Source organism: Variovorax sp. V93 (assembly GCF_041154485.1).
Lineage (GTDB): Bacteria > Pseudomonadota > Gammaproteobacteria > Burkholderiales > Burkholderiaceae_C > Variovorax > Variovorax beijingensis_A.
Map to the genome: position 1 here is coordinate 3,990,503 of NZ_AP028669.1, position 14,769 is coordinate 4,005,271.

Annotated in this window: 12 protein-coding genes; 9 read left to right on the forward strand and 3 right to left on the reverse strand. The window is 70.0% G+C overall.

Annotated features, from left to right (window positions below):
• Positions 1 to 167: 167 nt before the first annotated feature.
• The 8 genes from ACAM54_RS18880 to ACAM54_RS18915 are packed head-to-tail and all read left to right on the forward strand — an operon-like array spanning position 168 to position 8,906.
• Positions 168 to 1,769 carry an ABC transporter substrate-binding protein gene (locus tag ACAM54_RS18880; RefSeq protein WP_369648573.1) on the forward strand — a complete coding sequence of 534 codons (1,602 nt, stop codon included), beginning with the start codon at positions 168 to 170 and terminating at the stop codon, positions 1,767 to 1,769.
• A gap of 11 nt (positions 1,770 to 1,780) precedes the next feature.
• A complete protein-coding gene (locus tag ACAM54_RS18885) occupies positions 1,781 to 2,755 on the forward strand; it encodes an ABC transporter permease (protein ID WP_369648574.1) in 975 nt (324 codons plus the stop codon).
• Entirely contained in the window at positions 2,752 to 3,663 is a 912-nt protein-coding gene (locus tag ACAM54_RS18890; RefSeq protein WP_369648575.1) for an ABC transporter permease, read from the forward strand. The genes ACAM54_RS18885 and ACAM54_RS18890 overlap by 4 nt, the downstream gene beginning before the upstream one ends.
• Positions 3,663 to 4,712, forward strand: coding sequence for an ABC transporter ATP-binding protein (locus ACAM54_RS18895; protein WP_369648576.1), 1,050 nt, complete (start codon positions 3,663 to 3,665; stop codon positions 4,710 to 4,712). The genes ACAM54_RS18890 and ACAM54_RS18895 overlap by 1 nt, the downstream gene beginning before the upstream one ends.
• Entirely contained in the window at positions 4,709 to 5,746 is a 1,038-nt protein-coding gene (locus tag ACAM54_RS18900; protein ID WP_145747524.1) for an ABC transporter ATP-binding protein, read from the forward strand. The genes ACAM54_RS18895 and ACAM54_RS18900 overlap by 4 nt, the downstream gene beginning before the upstream one ends.
• Entirely contained in the window at positions 5,743 to 7,419 is a 1,677-nt protein-coding gene (locus ACAM54_RS18905) for an amidohydrolase (protein WP_369648577.1), read from the forward strand. The genes ACAM54_RS18900 and ACAM54_RS18905 overlap by 4 nt, the downstream gene beginning before the upstream one ends.
• Before the next feature lie 28 nt (positions 7,420 to 7,447).
• Entirely contained in the window at positions 7,448 to 8,392 is a 945-nt protein-coding gene (locus tag ACAM54_RS18910; RefSeq protein WP_369648578.1) for a GTP-binding protein, read from the forward strand.
• Between the two features lie 49 nt (positions 8,393 to 8,441).
• Positions 8,442 to 8,906, forward strand: a complete 465-nt coding sequence (locus ACAM54_RS18915) for an N-acetyltransferase family protein (RefSeq protein ID WP_369648579.1) — start codon at positions 8,442 to 8,444, stop codon at positions 8,904 to 8,906.
• A 17-nt stretch (positions 8,907 to 8,923) separates the two neighbouring features.
• Here the strand turns inward: ACAM54_RS18915 and ACAM54_RS18920 are convergent, their stop codons facing one another.
• Positions 8,924 to 9,271: a hypothetical protein gene (locus tag ACAM54_RS18920; protein ID WP_145747528.1), complete on the reverse strand. Its 348-nt coding sequence runs from the start codon at positions 9,269 to 9,271 to the stop codon at positions 8,924 to 8,926.
• Between the two features lie 254 nt (positions 9,272 to 9,525).
• Between ACAM54_RS18920 and ACAM54_RS18925 the strand changes: the two genes are divergently transcribed.
• Complete coding sequence (locus tag ACAM54_RS18925) at positions 9,526 to 12,729, forward strand: autotransporter outer membrane beta-barrel domain-containing protein (RefSeq protein ID WP_369648580.1); 3,204 nt, start codon at positions 9,526 to 9,528, stop codon at positions 12,727 to 12,729.
• Between the two features lie 30 nt (positions 12,730 to 12,759).
• Here ACAM54_RS18925 and ACAM54_RS18930 read toward each other — a convergent pair whose 3' ends face one another.
• Positions 12,760 to 13,419 (reverse strand): FABP family protein, encoded by a 660-nt coding sequence (locus ACAM54_RS18930; protein WP_145747530.1) that lies wholly within the window; start codon positions 13,417 to 13,419, stop codon positions 12,760 to 12,762.
• A 39-nt stretch (positions 13,420 to 13,458) separates the two neighbouring features.
• Positions 13,459 to 14,769: a hemolysin family protein gene (locus ACAM54_RS18935; RefSeq protein ID WP_145747531.1), complete on the reverse strand. Its 1,311-nt coding sequence runs from the start codon at positions 14,767 to 14,769 to the stop codon at positions 13,459 to 13,461.

Consider the following 14,769-nt stretch of genomic DNA (forward strand, 5'->3'; position numbering starts at 1 on the left):
GTGGCGCATCGCTCCGCCGCACAACGGGGCAAACCCGTGGCTTCTGGCCCTGCAGGTCGCGCACGGCTGGCTCTTCGCGTGCACGGGGCAAGCGCCTATCTTCGAGCGCAAGGCCCACGGGCCGAATCCGTCCGCCTGACTTGTGTCGAACTTCCAGAGGTCCCGCCATGCCCCTTCTCCGCCTTGCGCGCCGCGCCACCCTGCTCTGGGCCGCGCTGATGACCGCGAGCAGCCTGCTGCCGCTGCCCGCCTCCGCCGCCGAGGAGCAGCCCAGGCGCGGCGGCACGCTGGTCATCGGCAGCACGCAGACGCCACGGCACCTGAACGGCGCGGTGCAGTCGGGCATTGCCACCGCGCTGCCGTCGACGCAGATCTTCGCGAGCCCGCTGCGCTTCGACGACAAGTGGAACCCGCAGCCCTACCTGGCCGAGTCGTGGAAGCTGGCCGACGACGGCAAGTCGCTCACGCTCAAGCTGCGCAAGGACGCGGTGTTCCATGACGGCAAGCCGGTCACTTCGGCCGACGTGGCCTTCTCGATCATGGCCATCAAGGCCAACCATCCGTTCACCACCATGCTCGGCCCGGTCGAGAAGGTGGAGACACCCGATCCGTACACCGCCGTCATCCGCATGAGCGTGCCGCACCCGGCCATCGTGCTCGCGATGTCGCCCGCGCTGTGCCCCATTCTTCCCAAGCACATCTACGGCGACGGCCAGGAGCTGAAGAGCCATCCGCGCAACACCACCGACGTGGTCGGCTCGGGCCCGTTCCGCGTGACCGAGTTCAAGCCCGCGCAGCGCATCGTGCTCGAACGCTTCGACAAGTTCTTCCTTGCGGGCAAGCCCTATCTCGACAAGGTGATCGTCAACGTCACGCCCGACATGGCCAGCCTGGTGCTCGGGCTGGAGCGCGGCGACATCCAGATGCTGCCCTTCGCCACGCTGCCCACGGACCTGAAGCGCTTCGCCAACGACCCCAAGGTGTCGCTCACGCCCAAGGGCTACGACGGCATCGGCGCGCTCAACTGGCTGGCCTTCAATACGGCGAAGAAGCCGCTCTCCGACGTGCAGGTGCGCAAGGCCATCGCCACCGCCATCGACAAGAACTTCATCGCCAAGGCGCTGATGGGCGGCTTTGCCACGGTGTCCGACGGTCCGCTGGTGGCGAGCAGCCCCTTCGCGGTGCCCGACCTGGTGCGCTATCCGCTCGACCTGAAGAAGGCCGCCGAGATGCTCGATGCCGCGGGCTACAAGGCCAGCGCCAACGGCGAACGCTTCAAGCTCACCATCGACTACCTGCCGGGTGCCGACGACCAGCAGAAGAACGTGGCCGAATACATCCGCGGCCAGCTCAAGAAGGTGGGCATCGCGGTGGAGGTGCGCGCCTCGGCCGACTTCCCGGCCTGGGCCAAGCGGCTGGCCTCCCACGACTTCGACCTGTCGATGGACCTGGTGTTCAACTGGGGCGACCCGATCATCGGCGTGCATCGCACCTACCTGTCGACCAACATCAAGCCCATCGTCTGGACCAACACCCAGTCGTATGCCAACCCGAAGGTCGACGAGCTGCTCAACACCGCGGGCGGGCTGATCGACCCGACGCAGCGCAAGGCCTACTACGCCACCTTCCAGAAGATCGTGACCGACGAGCTGCCGATCGAGTTCATCAACCAGGTGCCCTACCACACCATCGCGAGCAAGAAGGTGGGCAACGTGCCCGCCACCATCTGGGGGCCGCTGTCGCCGCTGGACGAGGTCTACCTCAAGTAAGGCGGCACGACATGGGCACATTGCGCTATGCCGCCTCGCGACTGCTCCAGGCCCTGGGCCTGGTGCTTGCGGTGGTGGTGCTCAACTTCGTGCTGGTGCACGCGGCGCCGGGCGATCCGGTGGAAACCATTGCCGGCGCCAGCGGCGGCATGTCGCCCGAGCTGATGGCGCAGCTGCGTGCGCAGTACGGGCTCGACCGCTCGCTGCCGGTGCAGCTGGGCGTGTACCTGGGCAAGGTGGTGCAGGGAGACCTGGGCTATTCGTACTTCTTCAACCTGCCGGTCACAAGCATGATCGCCGAGCGCGTGCCGGCCACGCTGCTGCTGGTGCTCAGTTCGGTGCTGCTGGCCTTCTTCGCCGGCACCGCGCTGGGCGTGCTGTCGTCGCGCAAGCCCAATGGCTGGCTCTCGCAGTTCATCACGGTGCTGTCGCTGGTGGGCTTCGCGGCGCCGGTGTTCTGGCTCGGCATCATGCTGGTGATCCTGCTGGCCTCGGTGTTCCCCATTCTTCCGGTGGCGGGCATGCGCTCCATCGACTCGGCCGGCGGCGGGCTCAAGGACGTGCTCGACGTGGCACACCACCTGGTGCTGCCCACGCTCACGCTGAGCCTGGTGTACCTCGCGCAATACAGCCGGCTCGCGCGCTCCTCGATGCTCGACGTGCTGGGCTCCGACTTCATCCGCACCGCACGCGCCAAGGGCCTGGCCGACCGCGTCGTGCTCTACAAGCACGCGCTGCGCAATGCGCTGCTGCCGGTGGTCACGGTGCTGGGCCTGCAGTTCGGCAACGTGCTGGCCGGCGCGATCCTGGTGGAGACGGTGTTCAACTGGCCGGGCCTCGGCCGGCTGGCCTTCGAGTCGGTGCTGCGGCGCGACTACCCGACCATCCTCGGCGTGCTGCTCTTCTCTTCCATCGTGGTGGTGGTGATGAACCAGCTCACCGACCTGTGCTATCGCTTCATCGATCCGCGGATCAAGGCCTCATGAACAAGCTTGCAACGATGCCCTCCGTTTCCGCCGCACCTGATGCGCCCGCGAAGCCGGCCCTGCGCGTCGAGCACCCCGGCATGGAGGCGATGCGCATGTTCCTGCGCAATCCCGCGGCCATTGCGGGCATGGCGATGCTGCTCGCGATGCTGGCGGTGGCCATCGCCGGACCCTGGCTCCATCCGGCCGACCCCTTCGAGATCAGGGCCGCGCCGCTCACTCCGCCTTTCAGCGAGGAAGCCTGGCTCGGCACCGACTACCTCGGCCGCGACGTGCTCACGACATTGATCTATGGCGGGCGCGCCACGCTGCTGGTGGGCGCGGTGGCCGCGCTGCTGTCGGTGCTTATCGGCATCACGCTGGGCGCCTTCGCGGGCTACTACGGCGGCAAGGTCGATGCGGCGCTGATGAAGGTGACCGAGTTCTTCCAGGTGCTGCCCGCGCTGCTGTTCGCGATGGTGGTGGTCACGCTGTTCTCGCCCACGCTGGTGACGGTCACGCTGGCCATCGGCATCGTGAGCTGGACCGGCACCGCGCGGCTCACGCGCGCCGAGTTCATGAAGTACCGCGGCCTGGAATTCGTGCGCGCCGAGCGCGCCATCGGCGCGCGCGACGCCCGCATCATCTGGAAGGTGATCCTTCCCAACGCGCTGCCGCCGCTGGTGGTGTCGGCCACGCTGGCCATCGGCGCGGCGGTCTTGTTCGAAGCCGGGCTGTCGTTCCTCGGCCTGGGCGATCCCAACCAGATGAGCTGGGGGCTGATGATCGGCTCGAGCCGGCAGTACGTGCTGTCGTGCTGGTGGGCGGTGGCCTTTCCGGGGGCGGCCATCTTCATCACCGTGCTGGCCGTGAGCCTGATCGGCGACGGGCTCAACGACGCCCTCAACCCGAAGCTGAGGGAACGCTGATGGCAAGCGACGACGCACTGCTGCGGGTGCACGACCTGCACGTCGAGTTCAAGACCCGCCGCGGCCAGGCGCTGGTGCTCAACGGCGTCGACTTCGAGATCCGCAGCGGCGAGACGCTGTGCGTGGTCGGCGAATCGGGCTGTGGCAAGAGCATGACGGCGCTCGCGCTGCTGCGGCTCGTTCCCTCGCCGCCGGGCCGCATCAGCGGCGGGCGCGTGATGTTCCAGGGCGAAGACCTGGTGCAGGCCACCGATGCCCGCATGCGCGAGGTGCGCGGCAACCGCATCTCGATGATCTTCCAGGAGCCGATGACCTCGCTGAATCCGGTGTTCACCGTGGGCGACCAGATCGGCGAATCGCTGCGGCTGCATGCGGGCATGAATGCCCAGGCGGCCCGCGAGCGCGCCATCGAGATGCTGCGGCAGGTGGGCATTCCCGCGCCCGGGCGGCGCGTCGACGAGTACCCGCACCAGCTCTCGGGCGGCATGCGCCAGCGCGTGATGATCGCCATGGCGCTGGCCTGCCGGCCCGACATCCTGATTGCCGACGAGCCCACCACCGCGCTCGACGTGACGGTGCAGGCCCAGATCTTCGACCTGCTGCGCGAGCTGCAGCGCGAGAAGGGTACGGCCATCATGCTCATCACGCACGACATGGGCGCGGTCGCCGAGATGGCCAACCGCGTGATGGTGATGTATGCGGGCCGCGTGATCGAACAGGGCAGCACCGAACAGGTGCTTTCGCAGCCGGGCCATCCCTACACGCGCGGCCTGATCGATTGCCTGCCCGAACTCGGCAGCAGCGCGGCCTTCGGCGACGGCGCGCGGCCGGAACTCGCCGAGATCGCGGGCGTGGTGCCGTCGATCTGGGAGCTGGGCCGGGGCTGCGCATTCCGCGAGCGCTGCCCGCATGCGATGGCGCGCTGCGCCGCAGAGGTGCCGCCGATGTTCGCACTCGAAGGCCCCGCAGGAGGCGCGGGCACGCCGCACGGCGCCGCCTGCTGGCTGCATGCCGAGGCGCCGCAGGCGCGCATGAAGGAGGCCGCATGACATTCATCGGCAAGGCCGACACGCTGCTCTCGGTCGACGAACTCAAGGTGCACTTCGCGCGCGGCAAGGCAGGCTGGGGCAAGCCCGCGGAAGTGGTGAAGGCGGTGGACGGTGTCTCGTTCGAGATCCGGCGGGGCACCACGCTGGCGGTGGTGGGCGAATCGGGCTCGGGCAAGACCACGACCGCGCTCGCGGTGATGCGGCTCTCGCCCGTCACCTCGGGCCGCATGCGGCTGGGCGACACCGACCTGGGCGCGCTGCAGGGCGAGGCGCTGCGCCGGGCGCGCACGCGCATGCAGATCATCTTCCAGGACCCGTTCTCCTCGCTGAATCCGCGCGAGCGCGCCGGTGCCACGGTGCGCGCGCCCCTCGAGCTGATGCAGGTGGGCACGCCCGAAGAGCGCACGCGCCGCGTGGCCGAACTCTTCGAGGCCGTGGGCCTGCGGCCCGAGCAGCAGCACCTGTTCCCGCACCAGTTCTCGGGCGGGCAGCGCCAGCGCATCAACATTGCGCGCGCGCTGGCCACCAACCCCGAGCTGGTGGTGTGCGACGAGCCGGTGTCGGCGCTGGACATCGCGATCCGCGCGCAGATACTGAACCTGCTGGTGCGGCTGCAGCGCGAACTGGGGCTGACCTACCTCTTCATCTCGCACGACATGGCGGTGGTGGAGCACATCTGCGACGACATCGCCGTGATGTACCTCGGCCAGATCGTGGAGCGCGCGCCACGGCGCAGCTTCTTCGCGCGGCCGCTGCACCCCTACAGCGTGGCGCTGATGTCGGCCGTGCCGACCGTGGGCGGCGGGCGCCGCCGCGCCGCCAGCCGCATCAAGCTCTCGGGCGATCCGCCGAGTCCGATCAATCCGCCGCCCGGCTGCCGCTTTGCCGGGCGCTGTCCCGTGGCCGAGCCAGCCTGCGCGGCCGAGTTGCCGCCGCTGCGCGAAGTGGCGCCCGACCATTGGGTACGCTGCAGGCGAGTCGATATCGTCGACGGCACGGCCCTTCCTCCTCTTTCGATGCCTGAACTGCCATGAGCACCCCCATCACCACCGTCTACCCCGCGCGCAGGATCATCACCATGAACCCGATGCAGCCGCATGCCACGCACGTGGCGGTGCGCAGCGGCCGCGTGCTGGCCGTGGGCACCCTCGCGGACATGCAGGCCTGGGGCGCCTTCACGCTCGACGAGCGCTTTGCCGCCAAGGTGCTGATGCCGGGCCTGGTCGAGGGCCACTGCCACCTCAAGGAAGGCAGCATGTGGGACTGGACGTACCTCGGCTGGTTCGACCGGCGCGACCCCCAGGGCAAGGTATGGAGCGGCCTGCGCTCGATGGACGAGGTGGTGGCGCGCCTTCGCGAAGTGGCCGCGCAGATGGCGGCCGACGGCATTCCCGACACCGAGCCGCTGATCGCCTGGGGCTTCGACCCCATCTACTTCGGCGGCGAGCGCATGACGGTGGCGCACGTCGACCGCGCCAGCGCCACGCGGCCGGTCGTCATCGGCCACGCCAACGGCCACCTGATGAACGTCAACAGCGCCATGCTGCGCATCGCCGGCATCACGCGCGACAACGAGGTCGAGGGCGTGGTCAAGTTCGCGTCCGGCGAGATGGCGGGCGAGCCCACCGGCGAGCTGCAGGAGCCGGCCGCGATGTTCCTGGTGCTGCGCAGGATCGGCAATGCCGGCCTGCTCGCGCCGATGACCGAGGCCGGCGTGCGCTCCTTCGCGCGCCTGGCCTGCATGCAGGGCGTGACGACCGCGACCGACCTCGTCAACAAGCTCAGCGACGAAGACTGCGGCGTGCTCGAGAACGCGACGCGCGACGAGGGCTTCGGCGTGCGCATCCTGCCGGCGTTCCAGGCCTTCCACGGCACGCACGGCGCGGCCCAGGGCGCCGAACATGTCAGGGCGCTGGTGCCGCGCAGCACCGACCGGCTGCGCTACGGCCTCGTGAAGATGATGCTCGATGGTTCGATCCAGGGCTTCTCGGCGCGGCTGCGCTGGCCGGGGCATTTCAACGGCGCGCCCAACGGCATCTGGGTGACGGCGCCCGCGCAGTACGAGGCCGACTTCGAGACCTACCATCGCGCAGGGCTCACCATCCACACGCACACCAACGGCGACGAGGCCAGCGAGGTGGCCATCGACGCCATCGAGCGCGTGCTCGCGCGCGCGCCGCGCCCCGACCATCGCCACACGCTGCAGCACGGGCAGATGATCGACGCGCCGCTGTTCCGGCGCATGGCCTCGCTCGGCCTCAGTGCGAACCTGTTCGCCAACCACCTCTGGTACTGGGGCGACCAGCACTACGAAATGACCATGGGCCCCGACCGTGCGAACCGGCTCGACGCCTGCGGCAGCGCGCTGGCAGCCGGTGTGCCGCTGGCCATCCATTCCGATGCGCCGGTCACGCCGCTCGGGCCGCTGTTCACCGCGTGGTGCGCCGTGAACCGCATCACGCCCAAGGGCCGGCTGCTCGGCGAATCGGAGCGCATCTCGGTGCCGCAGGCGCTGCATGCGATCACGCTCGGCGCGGCCTGGACGCTGAAGCTCGACGGCGAGATCGGCAGCATCGAATGCGGCAAGCGCGCCGACTTCTGCGTGCTGGAAGACGATCCGCTCGAGATGGACCCGATGGCGCTGAAGGATGCGCGCGTGTGGGGCACGGTACTGTCGGGCCGCGTGTTCGAAGCACAAAGAAATTGAGCATCGCGTGACGCAAGGGAACAGGCGCTTGCCGCTCACCGTCATCGGCGGCTTCCTGGGCGCGGGCAAGACCACGCTGCTCAACCGCTGGCTGCGCGAGGCGCAGGGCCTGCGCATCGCGGCGCTGGTGAACGACTTCGGCGCGCTCAACATCGATGCCGAGCTGGTCGCCGCCACCCACGGCGAAACGCTGGCGCTGACCAACGGCTGCGTGTGCTGCCAGATCGGCGACGACCTGGGTCGCGCGCTGGTGCAGGTCATCGAGTCGGCCACGCCCTTCGATGCGGTGGTGATCGAGGCCAGCGGCGTTTCCGATCCATGGCGCATTGCGCAGATCGGCATGGCCGCGCCCGAGCTGAGCCTGGAGGGCGTGATCGTGCTGGTCGATGCGACCGCGGTGGCGCAGCAATCGCGCGACGTGCTGCTGGCGGACACGCTGGCGCGGCAGTTGAAGTCCGCCGATCTCGTGGTGCTCAACAAGGCCGATCTCGCGGACGCGGACGCGCTCGCGCAGGCGAACGCCTGGGCCGAGGCCACCGCGCCCGGCACGCCGCGCATCGAAGCCACCCAGTCCGCGGTGCCGCTCGCGCTGCTGTCCGGCCTGGCGCTGCCGGCCGTGGGTCGCGGGCCCTGCGCGGGCGAATGCGAACACGAGCACGACCACGGCCACCACCACGCCCCCGACCATGGCGCGATGTTCCAGACCTGGAGCGCGCAGCCCGCGGCCGCCATCCCTGCCGAGCTGCTGCGCGCATGGCTGCGCGACGTGCCGCTGGGCGTGCTGCGGCTCAAGGGCCTGCTGCGCACCGGCCAGGGCGCGTGCGGCGACGAATGGTCCGAGGTCCAGTTCGCCGGCCGCCATGGCTCGCTGCGCAAGGCCAGCCCGCCGCGGGACGCGCGCGCCGGCGTGGTCGCCATCGGCCTGCGGCACCGATTGCCCACGCAGGCACTGGAGCATTTCTTCGCGCGTTGACCCGGGCCGTGTTGCAATCGCATGTTTTCAACGTGCAGGCCACCGACGCATGACGACCGCTTCCCTCCTGATCCGCCCTCCGACACCCGACGACTACGCCGCATGGAAGCCGCTGTGGGACGGCTACAACGCCTTCTACCAGCGCGAGGGCCCCACGGCCCTGCCCGAGGAGATCACGCGCGTCACCTGGCAGCGCTTCTTCGACGCCTACGAGCCGGTGCACGCGCTGGTGGCCGAACGCGACGGCCGGCTGGTGGGCCTCACTCACTATCTCTTTCACCGCAGCACCACGCGCATCGAGCCGAACTGCTACCTGCAGGACCTGTTCACGCTGCCGTCGGAGCGCGGCCGGGGCGTGGGGCGGCAGTTGATCGAAGGCGTGTATGCGCACGTGAAGCGCGTGGGTGCGCACCGCGTCTACTGGCAGACGCAGGTGACCAACCTTGCCGGACGCGCGCTCTACGACAAGGTCGCCACGCACGACGGGTTCATCGTGTACGGCACCTTCGTCTGAACCTCGCCTGAGGAATCTCAGTACTTGATGGTCACACCGGCCTTCACGCCGTTGTTGCTCTTGCCATCCGTCAGCACGCCGCCCGTGAGCGACACATTGCCGCCCGTGCTCGCGCCCAGCGAGTAGGTGGGCCGCGGCGTGGAGGTGTCGGTGCCGATGTAGCTGCCGCTGCCGTCGGGCCGCTGCACGCCGACGGTCGCGCCCTTGGTGTAGGCCGAGGTTTCAGTGGAATTGACGTTGGGCGCCACGTAGATGGTGCCCTTGTCGTCGCTGTCCAGGGGCACTTTCACCGGCTCCGCCATCGCGGCGGTGGCGGCTGCGCAGCACGCGGCCGCACTTACCCACGCAAAGATCGAATTGCTCATGCCCTCGATCCTCGCGGCTGGGCCGCGCCTTTCCTGTAGGACAAGAGGCAGCCCGGCCGGCAGGCGCTTTGTCATGGCTGCGGCGCGCACGGGCGGGACGCTTGTCTCCCCGCAGAAGGGACGCACCGCTCATGTGCGCAGGCGCCGCAATTCCTACAGTGATTTCACGGGAAAACGCCTGGGTCCGCCATGGACAGCAGACGTCGCCAGTTGGCAGATCACTTAGGGAAACAAGCCGTGAAAAAGGTAAATCCATGAACAAGACCTTCCGAACCCTCTGGAATCCGGCGCTCCGCGCATGGGTGGCCGCGCCAGAAATCGCACGCGGCCATGTGCGCACGACCGGCCTGCATGCCGTTGCCATGGCGGTGCTGTGCCTGAGTGCCGGCTCGACCCTGGCCGGGGGCGGCGCGGGCGGCCAGCCCGTGGACAGCACGCTGCATGCGGGTACCGGCGGCAGCAACGGCAGCGGCGGCGCGGGCGGATTCAACGACAGCTCCGTGAACGCGCACGGCGGGGACGGCGGGTCGTCGACCGATGCCGCGGTCACGGCGGGGTCCGCCGCCGACGTCGGAAGTTTCGGCGGCGCCACCGCGGGCGCGGGCGGTGCGGCGGGCAGCTCCAGCACCATCGTCTCCCCCGGCGTGCTGCAGGGGGCCGATGGCGGCGCGGGCGAATCGCAGACCGGCGATTTCAGCAACGGCAATGGATACGGGGGCGGCGGCGGCGGCGGATACCACGGCTTTTTGATGGGCTCCACCACCATCGCGTCCTGGGGCAGCTACACCGGTGGCAGCGGAGGCGCGGGCGGCAACGGCTATTGGGCCGCCGGCGGCGGCGGCGCCGGCGGCTATGGATCCACGCTGATCGGCCTGGTCAACAACTACGATGCGGCCGGCACTTCCACCGGCGGCGCCGGCGGCAAGGGCGGCGACGCCTATTCGCAGGGCGGCGGCGGCGGCAGTGGCGGCGGCGGATTCTTCATCAGCGCCGCAACGCCGGGGCTCGGCTTCGGCAACAGCGGCACGCTCGCAGGCGGTGCCGGCGGCGCGGGCGGGTCCGAACTGCTGCCGGCCCGAAGCAATGCCGCGGGCGGCGGCGGCGGCGCGGGCGGCGCCGGTGCCACGCTGGCCGGCAGCACCCTCGCCGTGACCAACGCCGGCCAGATCACCGGCGGCGCCGGGGGCGCTGGCGGCGCGGGTGGTGGCGGCCTGGGCGGCACCGGTGCGCCCGGCAGCGGCGGCGACGGCGGCGTGGGCCTTCTCTCCATAGGCAGCGGCGCGGCGATTGCCAACAGCGGCACCATCGCCGGTGGCGCGGGCGGCACCGGCGGGGCCAACAGCAACGGCGGCGCAAGCGGCGCGCACGGCACCGGCGGCGCCGGCATCGCGGGCGCCAACCTGAACATCAGCAACAGCGGCACCATTTCTGGCGGGCTCGGCGGCGACGGCGCCACGCGCGCACCGGCCGTGGCATTCACCGGCGGCAGCAACAGCCTGACCGTAAACACGGGCTCATCGATGCTGGGCGCCATTGCCATCGGAAGCGGTGCCAGCGCCAGCGTGATCGCCGGAGCCGACGGCCTGAGCCTGGACAACGCACTGCTGCTGGGAGGCACGGGCACCATCGACACCAACGGCCACGGCATGGGCTGGTCGGGCCCGATCTCGGGCGCCGGCGACCTGGTGAAGGTCGGCGCGGGCACGCTCACCCTGAGCGGCGCCAACACGAACACCGGCGCCACCAACGTCGCGGCCGGCACCTTGCGCGCCGGCGCGGCCGGCACCTTCGGCAGCGCGAGCGCCTTCACGGTCAACGCGGGCGCCACGCTCGACCTGGCGGGCCACAGCCAGACCATCGCATCGATGGCCAACAGCGGCATCGTCTCGCTGTTAAGCGGCACGCCCGGCGCCACGCTCACCGTACAGGGCCCCTGGGTAGGCAACGACGGCACGCTGCGCCTGGGCACCGCGCTGGGCACCAGCGCCAGTCTGAGCGACCGGCTGATCCTCAGCGGCTGCACCGCGATTGCCAGCGGCACCACCAACATCCAGATCACCAACCTGGGCGGCCTGGGCGCACTGACCAGCGGCAACGGCATCGAGGTGGTGACCGCGATGAACGGCGCCACCACCACGGCGCAGACCACCCGCGACGCCTTCCGCCTGGCGGGCGGCCACGTCGACGCCGGCGCCTACGAGTACCGGCTGCACGCCGCCGACGCCAGCGGCGCCGGCGAGAACTGGTACCTGCGCTCCGGCGTCATCGTCGCGCCGCCGCCGCCTCCTCCTCCTCCGCCACCCCCACCGCCACCTGCGCCGCCTGCACCACCTGCGCCGCCTGCACCGCCTGCACCGCCTGCGCCACCTGCGCCACCTGCGCCACCTGCACCGCCTGCGCCTGCACCTGCACCTGCACCTGCACCGGACGATGGCGGCCCCCCGCGAAGCAGCGATGGCGGCTCCCCGCCTGCGGGCGTGACGGTGCCCACCTACCGTGCCGAAGTCCCGCTGTACGCGGCGCTGCCCGGGCAGTTCCGCCAGTCCAACCTGGCGATGGTGGGCAACCTCCACCAGCGCGTGGGCGACGACGGCGCGGCCGGCCTCGCCACGGCCACGCCCGAGCAGGGCTACCGCCAGGGCTGGGCCCGCATCATCAGCATGGACCGCACCATCGCCCAGGCCGGCACCGTGAGCCCCACCAGCAAGGGGCGCCTCACGGGCTTCCAGGCCGGCAACGACCTGTGGGCCGATCCCCACTGGCGCGTCGGCATCTATGTCGGCCAGCTCGAGGGCGACATGCGCGTGACCGGCTTTGCCCGCGGCGTGCAGGGCTATGGGGTCGGCTCCAGCGACCTGCGCAGCCAGTACCTGGGCGCCTACGCCACCTGGAAGAACGACAGCGGCCTGTACGTGGACGGCGTGCTGCAGGCAGGGCGCCACCGCTACACAGCGGCCACGACGCTGGGTTCGGCCGGCTCGGGCAAGGGCCACAGCCTGCTGGCTTCCGTCGAGGTGGGCCAGGGATTCCACATCTCGCCGGAGTGGATCGTCGAGCCGCAGCTGCAGCTGGTGCATCAGCGCGTGAGCCTGGACGACGCCGGCATCATCGGCGCCGTGGTGCAGCAGCACAGCCACAGCGGCTGGCTGGTGCGCGCCGGCGTGCGGGTCAAGGGCGAGATGACCACCAGCGCCGGCCCGCTGCAGCCCTATGCGCGGCTGAACCTCTACCGCAGCAGCAGCGGCACGGACGTCACGCGCTTCATCGGCCCCGCGGCCTATACCGACATTGCCACGCGCACCGGCGGCACCAGCACCGAACTGGCGGCCGGTGCCACGCTGCAGCTCACACAAAGCATGAGCCTGTATGGCGAGGTCGGCAAGTTCTGGGCCTCGGGCAGCGGCGCGCGCGTGAAGAGCGGCCTGAACGGCAGCGTGGGCCTGAAGATCCGCTGGTGAGTGCGGGGCGCCCGGCGGGCGCCTTCGCCGCTACTTTTTCTGCACGGCCACGGCGGCCGGCGCGTCGGGCATGGCCAGCGGATTGCGCCCCGGCCCCTCGACGCGCGTCAGCGTGTTGCGGTCGGTGTGATGGAAGGGCTCGGCCCGGCCCTGGATCTGCATCACCGTGTCCTGGTCGTAGGACCAGGTGCCGTCGGCGTTGATGGTCACCGTGATGTTCCACGCCAGCGTGGTGAACGCGTGCTCGATGAAGGGGTTCGACACGATGCCGTTCACCAGGCTGCCGCGCTCGGCGCTCAGCGTGAAGCGCGTGTCGTCCGCCTTGGCATGGCCGCTGGCCATGGCCACCTGACCGCGCGGAATGGCCAGCGTGTGCAGCACCGTGCCGGTGGCCGGCTCCCAGAGCCAGTAGCCCACCTGGTCGTGGTACATCTTGGTCAGGCCGGGCTTGTGGATGTAGGTGTGGTAGCGCAGGCCGTACAGCAGCTGGGGGCCGTTGGTCTGCGGATCGATCGGCTGCAGCTCGTAGCGCTCGACGTAGACCTGCGTCTTGGGGCCTTCGCGCTTGGGCTTGACGTCCACGCCGCGGCTGCCCTCCCAGATGCCCGCCATGGCGCGCAGCGGCCCGAGATTGGCGAGCGTGTCAGGATCGGCGTTGGGCTCGGTGTAGATGTCTTCGGTGGGGTTCATGGTGTGTGGACTTCTGATTTCTGATGAAGTGAACGGGCTCTAGCCGTTCGTCGACGCCGACTTGTCGGCCGTGGCCAGCACCCGGTCGATGCGGCGCCCCTCGAGCGCGGCAATCTCGAAATGCCAGCCCGCGCAGTCGATGACTTCGCCGGTCTTGGGCAGGTGGCCCGAGACTGCCATCAGCAGGCCGGCCACGGTGTTGTAGCGCCCGCGCTCCTCCTCCGGCAGCTCGCGGATGCCGAGCCGTGCGCGCAGCTCCGACACCGGCATCAGCCCGTCGAGCTCCCACACGCCGTCGGGCCGTTCGCGCGCCCAGGCATCGGTCAAGGTGCCCGGCTGCAGTTCGCCGGTGATGGCTTCGAGCATGTCGCGCGGTGTCATGAGGCCCTGCACCACGCCGTATTCGTCGACCACGAACACCAGCCGGCCGCCGCGTTCGCGGAACTGTTCGAGCAGCTCCATGCCGGTGAGCGTCTCGGGCACGAACACGGCTGGCGCGGCCTCCTGGCCGAGCACGCCGTCATGGCCGGTGCCGAGCCGCAGCAGGTGCGCCACGCTGATCACGCCGACCACGTCGTCGAGCGAATTGCGGCACACCGGATACCAGGAATGCACCAGGTTGAGCGCGCCCGCGTCGGCCACCTTCTGCAACGCCTCGGCCACGGTGTCGGAGGCGTCGAGCCATTCGATGTCGGCCCGCGGGATCATCAGCGACGACAGCCGGCGGTCGTCCAGGTGGAACACGTTGCGCACCATCTGGTGCTCGTGCTGCTCGATCACGCCGGCGTCCACGCCCTCTTCCAGGCTGGCCGAGATTTCTTCCTCGGTCATGGAGCGCGCGGCATTGGCGTCGATGCGCAGCAGCTTCAGCACGGCGGCGGTAGCGCTCGCGAGCAGCCACACGAACGGCTTGGCGCCCTTGGCCAGCCCGCGCATCGGGCGCGACACCCAGCGCGCCACGGGCTCCGGGTAGAGCTGGCCGATGCGCTTGGGCACCAGCTCGCCGAAGATGATGGTGAAGAAGGTGATGCAGGTCACCACCACCGCGGTGGACACCACGCTGGCGGTGCCGCGGCCCATGCCCAGGCTCTCCATCCAGACCGAGAGCGGCTCCGCAAAGGCGGCCTCGCCCACGATACCGCTGAGCATGCCGATCGAGGTGATGCCGATCTGAACGGTCGACAGGAAGTGGGTCGGCTCCTCCATCAGCCGGAGCGCGGCCTCCGCGCCGGCATCGCCCGTTTCGGCCAGTGCTGCCAGGCGCGCACGCCGGCTGGTTGAAAGGGCCATTTCGGACATCGCAAACAACGCATTCAGCGTGGTCAGCAAGGCCAGCAGGAGAACATCCAT